The sequence below is a fragment of the Pseudoalteromonas denitrificans DSM 6059 genome (assembly GCF_900112265.1).
Lineage (GTDB): Bacteria > Pseudomonadota > Gammaproteobacteria > Enterobacterales > Alteromonadaceae > Pseudoalteromonas > Pseudoalteromonas denitrificans.
Genome location: NZ_FOLO01000023.1, coordinates 28,073 through 49,056 on the forward strand (window position 1 = coordinate 28,073; position 20,984 = coordinate 49,056).

The following is a 20,984-nucleotide window of genomic DNA, read 5'->3' on the forward strand; positions in this document are numbered from 1 at the left end:
CAAGGAAGATAAAATGTTAAACAAAATCTCACATAATATCTGGACGGTCGAAGGTGAAGCAGTTTCCTTTTATGGTATGCCCTACACCACCAGGATGACGGTTATTCGCCTGAAAAACAATGCTTTATGGCTACACTCTCCCTTAGCTATTTCAGAGGAATTAATACAAGAACTTAAAAATTTAGGCGAAGTAAAGTTTCTTATTTCCCCAAATAAATTACATCATTTATTTTTACCAGATTGGATCAAACAGTACCCTAATGCACTCACATTTTCATCGCCCGGATTAAAAGAAAAAAGAACTGATATACAATTTAATAAAGCACTTCAAATGACTGCAGATCCATTATGGGAAGAAGAAATAGATCAAACCATATTTAAAGGTAGTTCTGCCATGCAAGAAGTTATTTTTTTACATAAAAGTTCAAAAACTTTAATTTTAACCGACCTCATTGAAAATTTTAAACCTGATACATTCAATTGGTGGCAAAAGCCTATTGCTAAATTCTCAGGTATTGTATCTCCTCATGGAAAAACACCATTAGATTGGCGTATGTCATTTATATTTGGTAAGAAAGCAGCTAAAAAATCTTTTGAAACTATGTTGCAGTGGCAGCCTGAACACATTATTATTTCTCACGGAAAGTGCATTATTGGTAACGGCACTGAATTTTTAAAGTCCTCATTTTCATGGGTATAAGGATATAGATATGCATCACAAAATAAATTATTTAGAGATCCCCGTTAAGAATATAAATGAAACCAAAGATTTTTTTAGTAAGGTTTTTTCATGGACGTTTATAGATTATGGCGATGAATATTGCAGCATTAGTAATAGTGGTATTGATGCTGGTTTTTATAAGTCTGATTTAACTATGACGCAAAATACTGGCAGTGCTTTAATTGTGCTTTATAGTAAAACGCTTGAAAAAACTCAGGCTAAGATCACAGAGCATGGCGGTGAAATTACCAAAGCGATTTTTTCATTTCCAGGGGGTCGGCGCTTTCACTTTACAGATATAAATAATAACGAATATGCAGTATGGTCTCAGTAACGCATTATCAAACATGTGAATAAACCATAGTCATTTCATACTCTGATATCATTTTAATTTTAAAACCAAGTCTAAGATATAAATTTTTAGCTGGATTTGATTTTAAAACGCTTAAACAGACGCTTTGGTTATTTTTTTGTGCAGCTGTGATGATATTTGTCAGTAATGTCTTTCCAAGACCAAACCCCTGATATTCAGGAGAGATTTGTATTTGCACTATGTGCCACTTTGATTGTGATAAATAATACTTTAACAAGCCAATCGGTTTATTGTTATCACAAACAATTTTTGCATGCTCAAAACAATATTTTATTCGCATTAAATGCGACTGTTCATCGACTGGCTTGGCCGATTTTTTTAAATATGCATCCATAGTCTGAGATCTTAATTTTATTAAAAAAGGGATATCCGATTCTTTTGCCCTTTTTAAACATATTTGAAAATCACGCATCTTTAACCCAGTTTGCTAAATAACATTTTAATTTATGAGCTTGTTCTAAAGGTAACATATGTCCAGAACCTGCTTGTACAATGAGCGAACTATTTCTATTTCTTTCACTATGCTCTGCAAGCCAAGCTTTATTAACCAAAGAGTCAAATTCACTATAATAAAATACAATTTTTTTACCCGTTTCAATTAATTTCTGTGATAAGTCTTGTCGTTCAGTTGTTGCTAATATCTGTGATTTAAAAACAACTTCACCAAGTTGAGAGTCCATTTCAATGATTGTATTTACAACATCCTCATTAGGTGAGTCTGAATTTACCATACCAATCGCTCTTTTTTTACTTATGCCGCTATAGCCATATTGCTTTATCCATTTGATAACCGTAGCTCTGTGTTTCAATTCATTTGAATTAAGTGCACATGGGGAGTTTGAAATAATAAAGAGTTTCTTTACTTTATCTGGATACTTAGCAGCAAAATAACTTGCTAGATATCCCCCTAAAGAAAACCCAACAATAAAAGCCGGTTGCTCAGGTAAAGCAATATGTAAATTCTCGACTATTTCATCAAGGTTCTGCCCTGTTGGGATCGCAATAAAGTTTAAATTAAATTCATCATGTACGCTATCAACTAATTTATGCCAAAGCTGCTGCGTACACATGGTACCTGGTAATAAATATATCTCTTTTTTCATGTGTTTAACGCCAATTTAAAATGATGAGTGAGCCAAAATATTTCATATATTTGTTGTTTTACCAAGCAAAAATCAACTTAAAGTTGAAATTATTTATGCATATGGGTTATCAACCATTTAAGTCTATAATCTAAAATACCTTTAAAACTTAGACATACCAACTCATGTTTAATTGGTTTTATATTTTTTTGATCTTATTTTTAGTAAACATGAATGTTTTTGCCAATGAAAAGGATATTTTTAACTTAGGTCAACCCATATTTAAATCTATTGGCGATAAAAAAGAGATCCCATACGGAATAGTGACTGCGATAACACAAGATCATCAAGGGTTTTTATGGATTGGTACGCAACATGGTTTAATCCGATATGATGGCTATCAGTTTCATAAATTTAGTTATTCAGTCAAAGATAAAAATTCAATTTCTGGTGATTATATTAGTGCGCTATTTGTCGCTTCTGATGGAAAAATCTGGATAGGTACCACCTCTGATGGTATTTCGGTTTACAACCCCTCCACAGATACGTTCCAAAATTACAAAAATTCAAAAAACGATAGCAATAGCCTAAGTAACAATCATATAAATACAATCATTGCAGATAAAGATAATACTATATGGGTAGGCACGAATCATGGACTCAATGCATTTCATTTAAACTCAGACAAAATAAGCCATTTTTATCATCTCAAAGATACAGCGAACAGCTTAAATGATAATCGAATTACGGCATTACATTTAGATTCTAGTAATGCCATATGGGTTGGCACTGGCAATGGCTTAAATAAAATAGAATACAAACCTCATAACAAAAGTTTTAACGTATCAGTCATACCTCAGCTGCAAACAAAACTAAAAGGGACTCTAATAGATGAAATTTTTCAATCTACTGATAATAAAATTTGGTTAGGCACAAAAACAAAAGGTGCCTTTTGGTTTAACCAAAACTATGCGTTAACACAAATAAAAGCAAATACTAAAAACTTAGACTTTTTATTAAACTCTTGGATTTTATCCATCATACAAGCCAATGAAAATGAAATCTGGCTTGGTAGTTATTCTCACGGAATTATCGTCATTAGCACTGATTCAGGAAAAGTAATTAGACACATAACACATGATAAAAATAATCCAGGGTCAATTAGCTTAAATGAAATCAGTGCTTTTCATATCGACAAGTCAGGTTTAATTTGGATAGGAACTTGGGGGGGCAGTTTAAATATGCTTAATCCTATCAATAAAGCATTTAAAACAATTACCCATAGCTTAATTAATAAAAATATCATTTCTTATCCAAATATTAGTACCATGCTTGAGTTAAATTCAGGGTTAATATGGGTAGGTACCCGAGGCAATGGCATAGATATAATAGATCCAAAGAGAGGTCTTATTAATAAAATTCGCCCCTATAGCAATGAAAAAAAAGTATTTTTTGATGGCGTGATCATGTCGATGGCGCAAGAAACTGACGGCACCATATGGATAGGAACCCGCCAAACTGGATTATTTAAGTATCTACCAAAAACACATAGTCTAAAACGTTATACAACAGAGAGTGGCTTAATTGATAATAATATTCGTAAAATAATGCCAACAAAAACAGGAAAACTCTGGCTAGCAACTTCCGCAGGTATTAATCGCTTTAACCCCGCAACTGAGCGTTTTGAAACTTTTACCACACAAAGTGAACCTAACAAACAGATCCAAGATGTATTTAATTCATTAGCCCAGCAAAAAGATGGCACAATATGGGCGGGCTCTCACGGAGGTCTATACGTTCTACTTCCAGGCAATAAACACTTCATTCATATCACTCATGATGATAAAAACAACCACTCTATTTCACACAATAATATTCCAGGACTGCTTGTTGATAGTAAAAATCAAGTATGGGTCGATACACGATATGGTTTAAATAAATTAAAAAAATGGCAAGGTAAATCAAGTGTTTTTGAGTCTATTAATACTTATATGGGCCGCACAGGCTTATATTTTGGCGGCAACCTATTAGAAGATAACCAAGGTCGTATTTGGACTCAATGGTTTATGGTCAACCCCAAAGATTGGCAATTACAAAAATCACCAATCTCTTCAGAGTCTGCTTTAGGCACACCTTGGTTAGGTTCATTTATGAAAACTCGCTTAGGGACTTTAGTTTATGGTGGAACTAAAGGGTTATTATTAATAAAACCTGAGCAATACCAAAAATGGGCGTATCAGCCTCCTTTACGTGTCAGTAACTTGAAAGTGAATGGTAAAAATATACCGTCAGAGAACATAAAAGCTTTATCATTAGCCCCTCATACAAAAAGCTTATATATTGAATTTTCTTCTTTGGATTTCTCTAATCCACACAACATTGAATACAGTTATAAATTAGAGGGATATGATACAGATTGGAGTTTTACAGATTCAGACCATCGTACGCTCAACTATACCAATTTAGACCCTGGAAAATACACTTTACATATTCGTGGTACAAATAAAAACGGTATTTGGAGCCCCAATGAATTTAGTATGACAATTAATCAACAGCCCGCATGGTTTCAAACAACATGGTTCAAAATGGTGGCTTGGACTCTATTTTTATTACTTATATACGCCATTGTAAAATTAAGGATCCAGAGATTAAAAGCACAAAAGACTGTACTTGAGCAAAGAGTACAGCAAAAAACAGCTGATATTTTATTACTGAGTGACATAGGTAAAGAGCTTACATCAAGACATAATTTTGAAGATGTTTTGACACAAGTTTATGAAAAAATTAATAAAGTGCTTGATGCAAATGTATTACTACTGGGTATTTTACAAAAAGATAAAAATACAGTGCATGCATCTTTAATCATTGAGAATAATATTAGAGTAAAACCAATTAATTTTGATTTAACAGATAATAATTACCCTGCGGCCTGGTGCATAAACAATAAAAAAGAATTAATTATTTCAACCCCTTCAGATATTAAAAAATATTTTCAGAATCAAATAGGCATCCCAAAATCAGGAAAAGAGATGAAGACAATTGTTTATCTCCCCCTTATTATTCGTAATAAACTAATGGGTTGCTTAAGTATTCAAAGTTTAAAAACCAATGCATATTCTGATGAACAAATTAGCATGATACGCACACTTGCAAGTTATACCGCAATTTCAACTGCGAATACGTTAGGTTATCAAAAACTTGTTTTAGCAAATAAAAAACTAAAATCAGCCCATAAAGAGCTTAAAAATGTGTGTCAGGATTTAGAAGCTATCAGTCTCACAGACCAACTGACAGGGGCACATAACAGGCGTTTTTTAAATAAATTCATTGGTCAAGAGTTGGCCAAAGTACAAAGAGACCATTATAAAAAGCCTGATAAATCACAAAGTGGTTTTGGCTTTATCTTAATTGATTTAGATCATTTCAAATATATTAATGATACTTTTGGACATGATGCAGGCGACAAAGTACTTATCCAAGTTGTTAAAGTGATTACACAAACATGCCGAGACTTTGATTGGGTAATACGCTGGGGAGGTGAAGAGTTTTTAGTAGTGAGTCGATTTATCCAAAGAGCGCAAATGGGCGTTTTAGCTGAAAGGATCAGAGCCAATATTGAAGCCTATGAATTTGATTTAGGTGAAGGAAGAACAATCCACAGAACATGTTCAATGGGCATAGCAGGTTTCCCATTTATTACAAAGCAAGTGAAAGCCCTCATTTGGGAGCAAACATTACAACTAGCAGATCTTGCCTTATACGCCGTTAAAAATAATGGCAGGAACGGTTGGATCAGCTTGTTCGAAAACCATATTGAAGATGTTGATGAGTTTTATAGCGAAGCTGTAAACCACTTAGATCATCTTATAGAAAAAGGTGACATCTCATTTGAAACATCTTTAGATAAGTCTAAAATCGTCTTTAATACGCCTCCGTGACATGTGATAAAGTTTAAGCGTGTATTAAACAATACCCCTTATTCCTCTACGGCTTAAAATTACATAAAATTTATTAATACAAACTGTAGACAATTAAACTATCACCCTTACCCGTAGTCACTAACAAGTGTTGACCATCTGGTGAAACATAAACTGAGGCGGCGCCGTTAAGCTCATTGGCTTTTGTTATTCCTTCACTTTTAAAAACTGAAATAATTTTCAGTGTGCCATCATTGCGCTTTGCCAAGGTCACGACTGCATTATCTGACTCTGAGGCCACAAATACACGCTTCCCATCAGGAGAAGTTGTAACATGCCCTGCACCCCTAGCCCTGTCACATTATTATCAGAATTGCTGATGGATTGCATATATAAGTATTTACCTTGATCATTTTTAGCAAATACAACAATTGCGTTCCCGCCTGAGCACGCTGCATATAAATAGTTATCATCCGGCGACATGGCTAAGCCTTGAGGCGATACCATATTTTTGACCCCATCTTTTCCATTGATAAGTGTCTGACTATGTTCTAAAGCACCATTTTCATCTCGATTAAAAATCGTGATTGCATTTTCATTAAATCCTGCAACGATTACTTGAGAATTGTTCGAAGTAATTGTGACATTAACTGCGCCCGCTAGCCCATACACAGTATTATCACTATCTCGAATTAACTGGTTAAAAAGGACATTTCCGTTTTCAGTCATATCAAAAATAGAAACTGCGTTGCTCGCTACACTTGCTATAAATAGCTGACTATTGTCTGAGGTGATAGCGATATCGTAAGCACCAAGAAGCCCAAGTTTATCTTTTTCCTTCACAGACTCTTTATCACTAAAAACCTGCTCATAAGGTAAACCATCTCTTATAGCGTGTATAAATTGATAAATACCTTGTTTATCTTGTTCAAATATTACGAGCGCACTGTCATAAAAACTCACGACATAAGCACGGCGTCCATCTGATGATAAGATCAGTGATGTCGCACCATTTAACCCATCAATTTTTGAATTGTTTATAAATACCTTATTAAAGGTGAGCTTAAAATCTGAATCCACATTAAAAATAGCCAGCGCGTTATCATCTGCACTGGTAACTAGTAGCTGCCTGCCATCGGGAGTCAGTTCCACAACTCTCGCACCTCCTAACCCGTCTACTCCCAACTTATTATCTTCAATAACTTGTTTTTCTCGCATCAACTCTTGCGTCAAATACAGTCTATGAGTAGACACACAACCAGATAAAACACTAACAATCAGAATTAGTAATCCATATTTTTTAATGAGAAAAAGTGATGCCAAACAATCGTTTTTCCAATACCAGAATTGACTTAACATAATGACCAACCTTATTAAAATAGCCTTGATGATTGGAGTACAAAGATTTCTTGAACGAAGCCTGTATTAGCTTAATATGTTGAATAAGGATAATATGTGTTTGAACTAAAAGTAAAAATTTTAAGTGTGTTTAATTAACAAACCTTGAGATAACCAAACATTTATATAGTTAATTAGCAAAGGAGCAATAGTCTCTGGTTTATGTGCTTTTGTTAAGCTTTGGCACAGTGCACTAAAATTTTTTTTCTCTTTAATTAAATTCAACAATATAAATTCTTCTTGATCTATAGAGCGGTATTCAGTTCTTTTATCCGGAGTACGCCAAATAAGCCAATGCCTTATTTTATTAGTGTTTGCGCTAGGCGGTGTTTTATCATTTTTGAGTGCTTGAAAAGACTCAACTGCCGATGTTTCAAAGCTGATTAAATGCACACTTGGGTGCAAATTTAAAACCAATAAAGGCCAATCAGTTTCTTTTAAGCTCTCTAATATTTGTGAGGTTAACGTCTCAGCTTCTTTTGCATCAAAGGCTTTTAATAATAAACGTTCAAAAAATGCAATATCTGCCAAAATAACATGTTGCTTAAAAGGAGGGGTTTTTGATAAAAACACAGGTAAATTATCGCCATACTCTCGCAATGACGTATTTTGTGAAGGATAACACTTTAAATACCCAGCAACCATTTTATCAAATAACGTATCCCCTAAGTACTTTCCCAATTGTTCGTGATCTTGTTCTAGCACTCCCGTTAATCGTATTGTGTATGCATTTTGGTAAATAGATAAACGCTCACTTGCTTTGAGCTCACCTTGTTTTGCAATGTGCTTAATAAGATCATTCGGCTTATTTTGTAATAAATCCATGAACTGTTGTTGGATGTTCGCTAAATTAGCCATGCTTAATATTACCTTGTTCATTAAACCAAATATCTCCAACCAAGCTTTTTGCATAACTTAATTCGTTTAACAAACTACTGAGAGGCGGTATATTACCATCGCGTTCGATCATCGTACTGGTAGGCCCAAGCGAAGTTGCATATTGACGAAATAAGTCCCAAACTGGATTTGGTACATCTTCATCATGGGTATCTATTACATGGGTACCAAAGTCCTGATGCCCTGCTAAATGTATCTGCGCTATGCTTGTGTGTGGAATTGCATTTAAATATTCCATAGGATCAAAATCGTGGTTTCTAGCACTGACATAAACATTATTAACATCCATTAAAAATTTACAGCCCGTGCTTTTTGATAATTCAGCCAAAAAAATCCATTCCGGCATTTGTGACTCTTTATAAGTAAGATAGCTTGAAACATTTTCAAAAATCATTTCTCTGCCTAAGTACTCTTGAACTTGCGTTATTCTAGCGCTTAAATGTGTAAGGGCTTCTTGTGTATATGGCATAGGTAATAAATCGTGACTGTTGATGCCACCGACAGATGTGAAACATAAATGATCTGATATCCATTTAGGCTCTACTTTATGTGCTAACTGTTTTAACTTATCAAGATATTGTAAATTTAGTGGCTCAACACTGCCTATCGACATTGACACACCATGCATTACTATGGGGTAATCAGCCCTTATTTTTTCTAAGTAATACCATGGCTTACCACCTTCAACCATGTAGTTTTCTGAGATAATTTCAAACCAATCAATATCAGGTTTTGTTGTTATAATTTCTTCAAAATGTGAACTTCTTAAACCTAAACCGAAACCTAAAAATGGATGCATAATGCCTTCTTTTTAAACTTACAACTATCAGTCAAAAAATAAAACTGACTGATAGTTTAATGTCATTTAGCAATAAATATTAACTATCTACTGAACCACCAATATCCCCACACGCTTTAGCAGGCATAGAAACAAACCCTGTTCCTTTACATGAAGCATGGCCTCCACAAGCATTATTAGCTGTTTTACAATCATTATGACCGCCACAGATATTTACATCATTGCAATGTACCAGCTCTGTTTTTGCAATTTCACCTACCCATTTGTCAGCCACTCTTCCACCGACATCACCGCACGCTTTTGCAGGCATAGCAACAAAACCAGTACCTTTACACGATGCTTTACCACCACAGGCATTATTAGCTGTTTTACAATCATTATGACCACCACATACATTCACATCATAGCAATGCACTAAGTCTGTAGTTCCACCTGTTGTTGCAACAGCAGTTGTTGACGTTGTATCTGTGCTACTACAACCCACTAAACCTGCAACCATTGCTGCCATTGCAACACCTGTAAATGCTTTCATTGTAAATTCCTCTTATATATTTGATTTATACCCTCCCTGTTTAAGAAATATCTTAAATAGCTTGGTTATATTTAGCTGCTTAAGCACGCTAAAAACTAAGACCTAAGCTTTGGGAATTAACTTTCAGATTAGTCGTAAATTCACTAGATTTAAATTTCAATAACAAAAAAAGTACAAAAAATCGGAATTTAGCACTTCATTATATGTTTAAAACGAACCATTTTTTATTGCGATAATAGCCAATGTATTTTTATTCATTTTTTGCTGAGATATTCTCAATTTATATCCCATTATTTGTAGTGTTTTTTATAAATAAAAATTTAAATATCAATTTAGTAGCATGAGAAAGCTGGTTTTTAAAAATTCTGATATTTATTCTAAATAATGAATTACCTCTTGCCTCACATTATGATACGATTTTTCTCCTGATCTCTTTTTAACTTAAGCAAAGAAACATGAAAATCGCAGTGCCTCAAATTGATACTCTAGATCATATTTTACCTGAAGAACCTCTTTTGATGATGGGCGCTGGACCAGTTCCTATTCCTCAAGCCGTTGCAAATGCAAATGGGATAGTGATCAATCATTTAGGCGAAACCATGGGGAAAATAATCCATCAAGTAAAATCAATGGCGGGTTACATATTTCAAACCGACTCTCCTTGGATTGTGGGTGTTGCTGGCCCAGGCTCTGCAGCAATGGAAATGGCGGTAGCCAATTTAGTATGGAAAAATACAAAAGTTTTAAGTATCTGTAATGGTTTTTTTTCTAATCGCTTGGCTCAAATGGCACAAAGAGCTGGTGCAGAGGTTGAACAGGTTTCAATTGTCGAAGGCCAAAGTGCAAACCCAGTTGAAATTAGAAAACTTTTAGAAGAATTAACCCCTGAAGTCATCACAATTGTACAAGGTGAAACATCAAATACCACCTATAACCACCAGTTAGCAGAAATTGGCAAACTCGCTAAAGAATTTAACTGTTATCTCATTGTAGATGCGGTATGTACCCTCAGTACTATGCCATTAAAAATGGATGAGTGGCATATAGATGCGGTGATCACAGGAGGCCAAAAAGGCCTAAGTTCAATTCCTGGTGTGTCTTTAGTTGCATTTTCAGATAGAGCCTGGCAACGCATTAGCAACCGAGTGATTCAAATTCCACAGTGGACCTTAGATGCCATGCTTGCCTCTAACTTTTGGCATCAAGACTCTTATCATTATACAGCCCCCGTTTCTGGGCTATTAGCACTTCATGAAGCAATGCGACTTATTTGTAATGAAACATTAGAAAAAAGGTTTAAAAGACATTTAACCTGCTCAACAGCACTACAAAGTGCAATTGAAAGTTTAGGATTAGACTTATATATAGATGGTAAAAACAGACTCAACTCGGTCATCGGGATCCGTTTACCAGAACAACTAGAGTCGAAAATAGTATGCGAGCATATATCAAAAAATTATCGTGTTGAAATAGCCGGTTCTTTTGGACCCCCTATCGTACGTATAGGTCAAATGGGTGAACAGTGTCGCGAACATAACCTGTTCAGAACCATACATGCTTTTGGTTCTACTTTTAAAGATTTAGGCATAAAAGTAGATGTACCTGCAGGCATGGCGCAGCTAGAAAACATGCTACAGAGACAAAAATTTTGTTAATTGTCACTTGATTTTGAACGGTCTTAAATCGATTAACAATCGTGTTTTAAGACCGTTAGGTACATTTAAAACGTGCAGTTCTCGAAAAATCTAGGCAATCAAGTTTTACAGAATGCTTGCAGGTAAATTCATACAACTTGCATAATAACTTACTGTGCCCGGCCAGTCTGCAAACACTCCTGATACACCGACTTGTTTTGCCAAAACATCAAGTATTACGAGTTGATCGCCATTATTATTGATCAGTTCTTTAACTGACTGATAATACCAACCACCACCACTGTCAAGTGGACCTGAACGTTCAAGTGTCCAGGTAATAATATCTAAGCCAGCAGCTTTGGCTTGCTTGGCATATTCAGAAGGCACAATTTTGTTATCACTGTCTATTGTTATCAACATCCACATTGGGGGAGCGATAATTTTAATATTATGTGCTGTTAGCTCTTCCATAGAGGGTTGCCAGCTACTTGGGTCTGTATGGTCAAAATCACTGTCATCATAACGACCATCTAAATATACAGCCTGATCAGCAAATTCAGGGGCATTATTAACCCAATATTTGATGTCTTCAAAGTTAAAAGATTGCGGATAAACATGCTCTGGTTTAATACCTTGGGCAATATATTCATCTAACATTTTTTGTGCGTAATCATGCTGGCTCATTCCATTAAAAGGCATTTCAACACTCGGGGACTTAAGCTCAGGCGTCATTTTCACCCCTAATTGCTTAAATAAGGTGATACTTTGTGCGTGTGTCATCAAAGTCCCTTTATTAGCATACAAATCTGTGCGCCAGTCGGCTGTGCCTTTTAAATATTGCGCTATTGTGGTTGCATTGCTATCGGATGCATCCATTTTTCCTGTTAATTGTTTGAATTCAGCCAAAGTAATATCACTAGTACAACACTTTGCACTTGCACTGATCCCCGCAGCCTGATCGGCCGGGCTAAAAGGAATTGAACATTTATCTGCTAACTCAGGAATGGCTAAAATATTAGTGGTTGTATGTAAGTCGCATTGAGAATGGCGACAAACAAGCGCTTTATCTTTGGTGAAAGTAACATCACACTCTAAAATACCAGCGCCCATACGTGCTGCTGCAACATAAGATTCTTTTGTATGCTCAGGAAACTGCATAGGCGCACCACGGTGGCCTATCGAAAAATCAGTTTTATAAAATGGTCCTTCACTACACTGCTGTAGCTTATGTTTAAGCTCACTATTATCCATATCTTCAATCAGTGAGTATGGACGAGGGCCTACCTGTATATCAGGGCCAGTACCAACAGGCACTGTAACAATGACTGGAATTTCTATTTTTTCATTTACTATTTCTTCAACTATTACTGTCTTTTCAACTTCGACTATTTGAGTATTGTCATCATCACAACCATTTAAATTGATTAATGAGACACAGATCATAGCTAATTTAAAACGCGGTTTCATATACTTCCATTTTATTTATTATAATTAAAAACAGGAGTACAGTAAAAGTAAGATATGACACTAAGTCGTTATTAATATGACAATTTAATTAAATACGAGGTGGAGTCAACTGAATGAAAAATAAAGAATACGATGACAATTAAATTTTGAGCATTGCAATGACAAATCGACCCTATTTATAGTTCAAAAATCCAATTACTTTTATTATTGACCCCCTTGTTCTGTGGATGATTGTCATTAGGTATGCATTTAAAATTTATTTTGTATAAAAATCATCTATTATTCTTTGATAACTCCCATCACTTTTCATTTGTTTTAATATTTTATTGAATGCTTTAATCGTTGCTTTGCGCTTGCGCTTTTTTGAAAATCCTAAATAAGATAAGTTTTTTTGAATAATAGCCAGCTGTTTTATCTCGCCTATCCTTCCCATTTTTTTTAATTCGAAGCGCACGACATGTCGCTCTTCAACCATAATATCAAATCTTTTTGCAAGTAACTTTTTAATATTTTGACTTGTTTTTGTAGCCACACTTATTTCGATAATGCCTTTTTCTAATAGATGCTCAAATTGCGGACCTGAATTGTAGCCCCTCACTCTGCCAAATTGATAAGGGCTTAAGCTACTCAAGTCTCCATTCCATTGAATAGGTGAGTTCTTTAGAACAAACAACGTGGTATCTTCTGATGTATACGCATCCGAGTAATCTGTAAACTTCAATCGATTCACACTTTTAAAAAAAGGAAAGAGGCCATCAGCAGTTCCATCTTTAATCATCTTAACTGCCCTTGCCCATGGAACTAAGTGAATTTCAATTGGTACATTCATACGTTTGAAGATTTCTTCAATAAGATCAACATTGAACCCTTTAATTCTTTCATTTTCTTCATAAACGTAAGGAGGAAATTCAGTAGAGACAAGATAAATAAACTGACCCAAAGCCGTAGAACTAAATACCAATAAAACAAATCCAAATAAAAATGTTATTTTCATAACTTTCACCTTTAGCTTTATCTTTATTAGTTTTGATTCAGCTATAAGTATAGGAGACACAAATTAGCTTATTAGCATGAAGCTTTATTTATTATCATTGCATAATCTTTCTAGTTAATCGTAATAACATTTCCATTATGCTAAGTTTGATACCGTAAAGTGTGTTATGAAGTTTTAGATTGTTTTTACACTGCCAGACTTTAATATTGATTATGTGCACTCTTATTTCTTTCATTACCAATAGAAGTGCACGTTATGCACTTATTTGTATCCTCACTTTTACATTCAATAGTTTATTTTAATTTTAAAACAATGTATTAGCAAAGCTCACAGATTGTAAATCAATACCATTTCCTTACCTTACATCGAATCTAATTAAAGGTATTTAAGCGTCCTTTCTAGCTCATAAAAATAAATGTCAGATGCGATTGCATAATAACATTGATGGGATGAGGTTTTGATTCTATAAATGATGGGCAATATGCAAACGGTTACAACCTATGAAAAAATGGTGTTTAAGGCTAAAAAACAAAATCACCTAAAATTAGCGCGTTTTAAAAACTGACTTGAACTGCTAAGAATAGGATGTAAATAAAATGTCTGCAGTTATACACATAGGTTTAAATTTTAAGACTGAGTCATATATGAACCACACATGTGTAAGATTAACTTCTAAACGTTTTTAATGAGATCCTGTAATTAATTTTATAAAAAGGCCAAATGAATGGCCTTTTTATGTTTTTACTTTTCTGTAATTACATTTCTCTTGTCGCGATTGCAGGTGATATATTTGCCGCTTTATATGCGGGATAAAGTACCGACAAAAGACTAATGATATATATCGAAAGTACACCAAACCCCAAATAATAAAATGGTAGCCTAGGTAAAGAAAAGTTATCTACCAATACAAGGTTGAGTGCGATACAACTTATCATACCCAATAGTATTCCGATTGTGCTAACTAAAATATTTTCTGTCAAAAAGTATTGAATAATTTGTAGTTTACTCGCTCCCAGAGCACGCCTTGTTCCAATTTGTTTTTTACGCGCATTTATTGAATAACTTGCTTGACCTATAATCCCAAAAGCTGTGATCAACGACAGTGTAATGATAAGTGATTTTAATATGCTAACGGTACCTTGTTCAGTGCTTAGGGCATTATCACGAACTTCACCTAGCGTTTCTATTTTATTTATCATACGTCCTGGAGTTTTCAGCAGTAAAGCTTCAACCTGAGATATTGCAATATCTTTTTGACCTTTTTTTGCGCGTACAAGGTACTTCATTTCTTCAGTGATCAAGACACTTGGTACAAATATACTGAACTCAACATTACGCCAGAAATACCAGGGAGACTGCATCTTATCAACAATTCCTTTGACCCTGACCCTAGTATCACCTACGTACAATAATTTAGAAACAGCCTGACGCCAATCATCTTTATACAAAAACTCAGCAAATGCCTTTGTGATGATAATAGAGTCAGGCCATTTTATACTATCTGATTTAACATAAAGTACATCTTGTTCTGTAAAATCTTCACCAATCAAAATTTCCATATCAAGCGTATCCACAACGGCATTATCCGTATAGTACTTTGCCGTATAGTCACCAGTTTCTTCCTTTTCGTCAGTATACAAATCTTGATACTTCCCCATTCCTATTAATGGAATAGTATTAATTGGAGCAGCACTTGTGACTGTATTCAAAGACCTTATTTGTGCCATATCAGATTTAATCTGATTCTCATTTTGCATGTCTTTATCTTGAGCATAAATGCTGACATAAAACGAGTTTTCTTGATCTGCACCTGTTGGAATATCTAACAGTTTTGTTTTATCACTAATAATATATGTGGCATTCACAATCACAGTAAACGTAATCACTATCTGTAAAATGAGCAGGAAAGGACCTGTCATTTGTTTTTTTAAAACTTTCAATATAAGAGGTATATCACGCATAATCTTTCCTTACTTTTGTCTTAACTGCATACAGGCAGATGTACGACTCACTTTGATTGTTGGATAAATACCTGCTATTAGAGTGGCAAGAATGGATAGTAATAAACCTGATAATAAAAGCTCAATATTAAGCGTCATAACTTGATCATTTAACTTAGTATAAATATGCTTGAAATATTCAAGTGATATAAAAGTCAATAACATGCCTAATACACCCCCACATAAACCTATGCATAAAGATTCGATGAGATATTGATAAAAAATCGATTGTTTAGAGGCCCCCAAAGCCCGTCTAAGTGCAACTTCAGAAGACTTTCCTGTAAATTTAGCGAGCATCAATCCAACAGTATTAAACAAACAAACACATAAGAATAAAATTGCTAACCACATCAAAATCTGTGTATCTTTATTTGTAACATTTTGATATTTAAACCAAGTTTTAATTGATGTTAGGCGATTATCAAGTGGTCTAGGGAAGCGTCCCAAAGCTTTTTGATCAGAGACATAATTATCGATAAATTGTTGGTACTGTTCTTTTTCTGCTTTATCTTTAAATTCAGCCCAAAATAAAATCCACATGCATTCTGACTGTAACAAACTTTCATAAGTATCACTGGCTTTATCTTTTTGACAGTAATATATAGACTTACCTTCGTTAAACCATCCAAGTGAAATTTGAGTACTGAAAGGAAAATACAAATCTTCGGGTTCAGCAAACATAAAAACATTTGTTGCATATAGTTTAGGTAAAAAAGTACGTTTTTTTGTTACCCCTATAATAGTAAAAACTTCGCCACCATAAATAAGCGTTTTACCGACTGAGTTTGCGCCAGAAAAAAACTTATTATTGGTTTTTTCACTTATTACTACCAAATTAGCACTATTTTTATCATCCTCTTTACTCCATGCCTGACCATATAAAAAAGGCACGTCAAACAAAGCGAAAAAATCATGAGATACTGATTTCGCCTGCGCCATAAATGTTTTTTTCTCTCCATCAATTGAGGTCGACTCCAATGGCATATCCATTTGGGCAATAGGAGAGTGTTTAAACTTTTCACCTAAAGAAAGTAAATTATTAGCATCAATATAAGTCAAATGAAAAGGCGTTATATCAGGCTCTCTCCAAGATTTTTCTATCGACCAATTATCAAGTTGTACAGCAAATAAGTTATTTTCTTTATGGGGTAAAGGGTTCTTACTAGACAAGTAATTAACTGTAATTGTTGTCATTGAGGCCGCAACGCCTATTGCTAATGCAAATACCATTAAAAAAACCAAAATAGGAGATTTTCGCATGCTTATTAAGGCAAGTTTTAAATAATAATTAAACATATAAACCTACGCTATTGCTTGTTGTAATGGTGTACTTTCGCTTAAGTATCCATCTGAAATATGTACAATCCGCCCAGCTTGTTGTGCCTGTTCATCATTATGAGTCACCATAACAATCGTGGTACCAGCTTTATTTATGTCATGCAATAAAGCCATTACGCCATCCGCCATTTTTGAGTCAAGATTACCTGTGGGTTCATCCGCCAAGATAATTGAAGGGCTGCCAGCCAAAGCGCGTGCAATGGCAACTCTTTGTTGTTGTCCACCCGATAATTGCGGTGGGAAATGTTTATGGCGACCAGCTAACCCAACTTGTTCAAGTGCATTTTCAATTCTTGCTTTACGCTCTTTTGATGAAAAATGCCTATACCTCAAAGGGACATCTACATTATCATAAACATTTAATTCAGGAATAAGGTTAAAGCTTTGAAATACAAAACCTATTTTTTCATTTCGGATCCGAGAACTTTCTTTATCATTAAGATTAGCAACCTGAACCCCATCAATTTCATATTGACCAAAACTAGGTTGCTCCAGCATACCAGTCATATTTAAAAAGGTTGTCTTACCTGAGCCTGAAGGGCCTACAACGGCTACAAAATCACCTTGTTTAATTTCCAGTTCAAAGGAATGCAGGGCCTGAGTTTTTACATTTCCTACGATAAAGTGCTTTGAAATACCTGACATTTTTAACATTATTTCGCTCCTTGATTTATTGGGTGATCGCAACCTGTTGTGCGTTATTAAAGGGTGCAAGCTGAGAGACAACCACTTCATCGCCTGATTTTAAGCCTGAAATGATTTCAACTTTGGAAAGGCTCTTAGCACCTATCTTTATTTTTGTTTTATATGCAACTTCATCTTTTATCAGGTAAGCTTCTCTACCACCATTACCGTCGATAAATGCACCTCTAGGTAAATAGAATACGTCATTAATTTCTTCAAATAATATACGTGTCGTTAAACGCTGATTCTGCCTTAATCCCATGGGTAATTTATCTGAAAAACGAATGCGCCCTTCTACTTTATTATTAATTACTTCAGGGGCAATACCGACGAGTTCACCTGTAATATTTTTGCCATTGTGAATAATTTCAGTTTTCATGCCTAATGCCAAATCATCAGCATAAGACTCTGGTATTGATGCAACAAGCTCAAAGTTCTCCAGCTCAATGACATTCATAATTGCCTGATGTTTATTCACTGCAGATTTTTGTTCAATAAAACGAGTGCCTATCATGCCAGTCACTGGAGAAGTAATATTTAGTGCCTTAACCTGACGTTTTAAGTTTTTTACTTTTAAGGCCTGATTAATAACTTCATGATCGCTCGATTGTACTTCAAACTCTAAACTTTCAAGAGCCAAAGCAGACTCTTTAATTGCATGTTTATATTCCAATTGTGCATTTTGCAAATCATCCTTGGCTTTTTGAAAATCAATATCACTGATCAAAGATTTTGATTCAGCTTCATCAGAGCGTTTCATTTCTCTTTTTGCAGCATTTAGTTTAACTAAAGCCTGATCAGCTAATTTTTCAGCCTCTAATACACTGCGTTTTGCTTGTATTTTTTGTCTAGCTAATTGCGTTTTATATTTAGATAATCTGGTTTGTGCTTGCTCATATAAATTTTCAAGCTCTGGACTGTGAATTTTTGCGATAACTTGGCTTTTATTGACTTTATCTCCTGGAGAAACCATAAAGGTAACCACACCTTGAGAGGGGCTATAAAGCTTTGGTTTTACACCAGCAACAACCCTTGCTTGGACAGAGAAATCTCGGGTAAATGAGCCAAACTTGACTTTTGCTGTTTGAATACGTGTTTGTGAAACCGTATGTTCACTTAACATCCATTTACTAAAAGCAGGCAAAGATAAGCTGGTAATAATAATGATTAATAACACTAATATAAAATAAACAATTCGTGTTTTTAATGAGGAGTTAGTCTCTATAATAGAGTCTTGCGCCCCGGTCCCCTGAATGGCAGACATGCTGAAATTTCCGTAATATTAGAGTATTAAGATTAAGTCTAACAAAAAGGTACACAGATGTAACATAGTTTATTTATAATATTTACATTACGGTTAACTTAAATACAAAGTGTATTATTATTACCCATTACTACTACATAATGACATTTTTCTTCTCAAAGTAAGACTTCAAATAATCAAGTAAAAGTCTTAATTTTTTTGACCTGGCTGTACCTGGTGGGAAAACACCATAAATTTGGATATCCTTCAGAGTATAATCCTCAAGAACTTGCTCTAAAGAACCTGATTTTATTTTTGGCCATGCATCATAAATTGGAATGCGCCCTAAACCATGTCCTCCTTCAATAAATGCGGTACGTGCAGCAGCATTATTTGTACTAATGCTTCCCTTTATTTGCACAGTAAAAGATCGGTTTCCTTTATTTAACTCCAATACACCTGATGTCAACTTATAAATGACCCAATCATGCTTATCTAAATCTAAAGGAGTGATTGGGCGCCCCTGTTTTTTTAAATACTCAGGTGCTCCACATAAGCATGTTGGTAATACAGAAAGTTTAGTGGCTTGTAAACCTGAGTCAGGTAAAGGTGCGCCCCTTATAGCTAAATCAATCCCTTCTTTCATAATATTGACAACTTCATCAGTAAGTATTACATCTAGCTCTATTTTTGGGTAAATGCGCTTAAATTCATTCAGTGCTGGCACAATTGTTTGCAAACCCACATTAACTGGACAAGTAATTTTAAGTAAGCCTATGGGTTCTTTTTTTAAATTTTCTATCTGTCGATTTGCTGCAGAAGCTTGTTCAGCTATGATATGACATCGCTGATAATATGTTTTACCTGCCTCAGTGAGTGAAATACTACGCGTAGAACGATTTAATAACTTAACATCTAAATGCGATTCTAGCTTTTTTAAATGGTAACTCACCACCGCCCGCGATAAGCCTATATGGTTTGCGGCAGCGCTTAGACTCCCCTGCTCCACAACTTGAGCAAAAACCACCATGCTTTTTAATTGTTCGAATGAAATATCCATAATACTCGCATATGTCTTAAATTTAATGAACCCAATTGTATCAATTTATTAAACAATGTAGTTTAATTTATCTGCATTGTTAGATGTAACCACTAATAATATACTCATTTCATACTTTAAAAGGTCATACAAACTTACAGGTAATTAAAAATGACGATATCAAAAAGAATATTAATGGTTCTAACATCACATTCAAAGCTAGGTAATACGGGCAAAAAAACAGGTTTTTGGGTAGAGGAATTTGCAGCCCCTTATTATGAATTCATTGATGCTGGTTTTAGTGTGACATTAGTAACACCAAAAGGTGGACAAGCGCCTATTGATCCAACAAGTGAGTTAACTGATTTTCAAACCGATGCTACAAAACGATTTAATATCGATGAAATCGCGCAAGACTTGATTTCAAATACCTGTATTTTATCTGATATAAATTCAGATGATTTTGATGGTGTTTTTTATCCTGGCGGTCATGGACCATTATGGGATTTAACAAACAATAGCCAATCGATTGGCTTAATAGAATCATTTCTAAATGCAAATAAACCTATTGCAGCCGTATGTCATGCGACAGCTGCGTTTTTAAATGCAAAAGAAAAATCAGGTGAATTCGTTGTTAAAAACAAAGCAATTACGGGTTTTAGTAATACTGAAGAAGAAGCCGTACAATTAACAAACGTGGTGCCATTCTTACTTGAAGATGAGCTTATTAAACGTGGTAGTGATTATCAAAAAATCTCTGATTGGCATGCTTTTGCGATACAAGATGGCTTAGTGATCACAGGACAAAATCCTGCAAGCTCATCTATCGCAGCGCAAAAATTATTAGCTCACATAACTAAGTAAGA

At 34.7% G+C, this 20,984-nt stretch carries 19 protein-coding genes; 5 read left to right on the forward strand and 14 right to left on the reverse strand.

Annotated features, from left to right (window positions below):
- The first annotated feature begins 13 nt into the window (after window positions 1-13).
- Both BM088_RS14495 and BM088_RS14500 read left to right on the forward strand, forming a co-directional pair.
- Window positions 14-700, forward strand: coding sequence for a DUF4336 domain-containing protein (locus BM088_RS14495; RefSeq protein ID WP_091985422.1), 687 nt, complete (start codon window positions 14-16; stop codon window positions 698-700).
- Between the two features lie 10 nt (window positions 701-710).
- Window positions 711-1,055, forward strand: a complete 345-nt coding sequence (locus tag BM088_RS14500; protein ID WP_425439317.1) for a VOC family protein — start codon at window positions 711-713, stop codon at window positions 1,053-1,055.
- 7 nt (window positions 1,056-1,062) lie between these two features.
- Here BM088_RS14500 and BM088_RS14505 read toward each other — a convergent pair whose 3' ends face one another.
- Window positions 1,063-1,506, reverse strand: a complete 444-nt coding sequence (locus BM088_RS14505; protein ID WP_091985429.1) for a GNAT family N-acetyltransferase — start codon at window positions 1,504-1,506, stop codon at window positions 1,063-1,065.
- Window positions 1,499-2,197: an alpha/beta fold hydrolase gene (locus BM088_RS14510; protein ID WP_091985433.1), complete on the reverse strand. Its 699-nt coding sequence runs from the start codon at window positions 2,195-2,197 to the stop codon at window positions 1,499-1,501. Before BM088_RS14510 ends, BM088_RS14505 begins: the two co-directional genes overlap by 8 nt.
- A 188-nt stretch (window positions 2,198-2,385) precedes the next feature.
- Between BM088_RS14510 and BM088_RS14515 the strand changes: the two genes are divergently transcribed.
- A complete protein-coding gene (locus BM088_RS14515) occupies window positions 2,386-6,114 on the forward strand; it encodes a two-component regulator propeller domain-containing protein (RefSeq protein ID WP_177208058.1) in 3,729 nt (1,242 codons plus the stop codon).
- Window positions 6,115-6,187: 73 nt separating this feature from the next.
- On the opposite strand, the gene BM088_RS14520 is transcribed toward BM088_RS14515, so the two are convergent.
- From BM088_RS14520 to bufA2, 5 genes are all read right to left on the reverse strand, one after another.
- A complete protein-coding gene (locus BM088_RS14520) occupies window positions 6,188-6,394 on the reverse strand; it encodes a beta-propeller fold lactonase family protein (protein ID WP_091985442.1) in 207 nt (68 codons plus the stop codon).
- On the reverse strand, window positions 6,364-7,416 hold the full coding sequence (locus tag BM088_RS14525; RefSeq protein WP_177208059.1) for a beta-propeller fold lactonase family protein: 1,053 nt from the start codon (window positions 7,414-7,416) through the stop codon (window positions 6,364-6,366). Before BM088_RS14525 ends, BM088_RS14520 begins: the two co-directional genes overlap by 31 nt.
- Before the next feature lie 156 nt (window positions 7,417-7,572).
- Window positions 7,573-8,349, reverse strand: a complete 777-nt coding sequence (locus BM088_RS14530) for an HvfC/BufC N-terminal domain-containing protein (protein WP_091985450.1) — start codon at window positions 8,347-8,349, stop codon at window positions 7,573-7,575.
- Window positions 8,342-9,190: an MNIO family bufferin maturase gene (bufB, locus tag BM088_RS14535; protein ID WP_091985454.1), complete on the reverse strand. Its 849-nt coding sequence runs from the start codon at window positions 9,188-9,190 to the stop codon at window positions 8,342-8,344. The genes BM088_RS14530 and bufB overlap by 8 nt, the downstream gene beginning before the upstream one ends.
- 76 nt (window positions 9,191-9,266) lie before the next feature.
- A complete protein-coding gene (gene bufA2 / locus BM088_RS14540; RefSeq protein ID WP_091985457.1) occupies window positions 9,267-9,719 on the reverse strand; it encodes a BufA2 family periplasmic bufferin-type metallophore in 453 nt (150 codons plus the stop codon).
- Window positions 9,720-10,174: 455 nt separating this feature from the next.
- Between bufA2 and BM088_RS14545 the strand changes: the two genes are divergently transcribed.
- Window positions 10,175-11,374, forward strand: a complete 1,200-nt coding sequence (locus BM088_RS14545; protein WP_091985461.1) for a pyridoxal-phosphate-dependent aminotransferase family protein — start codon at window positions 10,175-10,177, stop codon at window positions 11,372-11,374.
- 105 nt (window positions 11,375-11,479) lie between these two features.
- On the opposite strand, the gene BM088_RS14550 is transcribed toward BM088_RS14545, so the two are convergent.
- The 7 genes from BM088_RS14550 to BM088_RS14580 all read right to left on the reverse strand — a co-directional run bounded on the left by BM088_RS14550 (window position 11,480) and on the right by BM088_RS14580 (window position 20,139).
- The gene (locus tag BM088_RS14550) at window positions 11,480-12,820 is read right to left on the reverse strand and encodes a glycerophosphodiester phosphodiesterase family protein (protein ID WP_091985465.1); all 1,341 of its coding nucleotides are present in this window, start codon (window positions 12,818-12,820) and stop codon (window positions 11,480-11,482) included.
- A 256-nt stretch (window positions 12,821-13,076) separates the two neighbouring features.
- Window positions 13,077-13,814, reverse strand: a complete 738-nt coding sequence (locus tag BM088_RS14555) for a substrate-binding periplasmic protein (protein WP_091985469.1) — start codon at window positions 13,812-13,814, stop codon at window positions 13,077-13,079.
- A 755-nt stretch (window positions 13,815-14,569) separates the two neighbouring features.
- Window positions 14,570-15,775, reverse strand: coding sequence for an ABC transporter permease (locus tag BM088_RS14560; RefSeq protein ID WP_091985472.1), 1,206 nt, complete (start codon window positions 15,773-15,775; stop codon window positions 14,570-14,572).
- Between the two features lie 9 nt (window positions 15,776-15,784).
- Window positions 15,785-17,044, reverse strand: a complete 1,260-nt coding sequence (locus BM088_RS14565) for an ABC transporter permease (RefSeq protein ID WP_177208060.1) — start codon at window positions 17,042-17,044, stop codon at window positions 15,785-15,787.
- 72 nt (window positions 17,045-17,116) lie between these two features.
- Window positions 17,117-17,806, reverse strand: coding sequence for an ABC transporter ATP-binding protein (locus BM088_RS14570; RefSeq protein ID WP_091985485.1), 690 nt, complete (start codon window positions 17,804-17,806; stop codon window positions 17,117-17,119).
- A 16-nt stretch (window positions 17,807-17,822) separates the two neighbouring features.
- Window positions 17,823-19,100, reverse strand: a complete 1,278-nt coding sequence (locus BM088_RS14575) for an efflux RND transporter periplasmic adaptor subunit (protein WP_091985489.1) — start codon at window positions 19,098-19,100, stop codon at window positions 17,823-17,825.
- Window positions 19,101-19,233: 133 nt separating this feature from the next.
- Window positions 19,234-20,139 carry a LysR family transcriptional regulator gene (locus BM088_RS14580; protein WP_091985493.1) on the reverse strand — a complete coding sequence of 302 codons (906 nt, stop codon included), beginning with the start codon at window positions 20,137-20,139 and terminating at the stop codon, window positions 19,234-19,236.
- Window positions 20,140-20,295: 156 nt separating this feature from the next.
- Between BM088_RS14580 and BM088_RS14585 the strand changes: the two genes are divergently transcribed.
- Window positions 20,296-20,982: a type 1 glutamine amidotransferase domain-containing protein gene (locus tag BM088_RS14585; RefSeq protein ID WP_091985592.1), complete on the forward strand. Its 687-nt coding sequence runs from the start codon at window positions 20,296-20,298 to the stop codon at window positions 20,980-20,982.
- Window positions 20,983-20,984 lie beyond the last annotated feature (2 nt).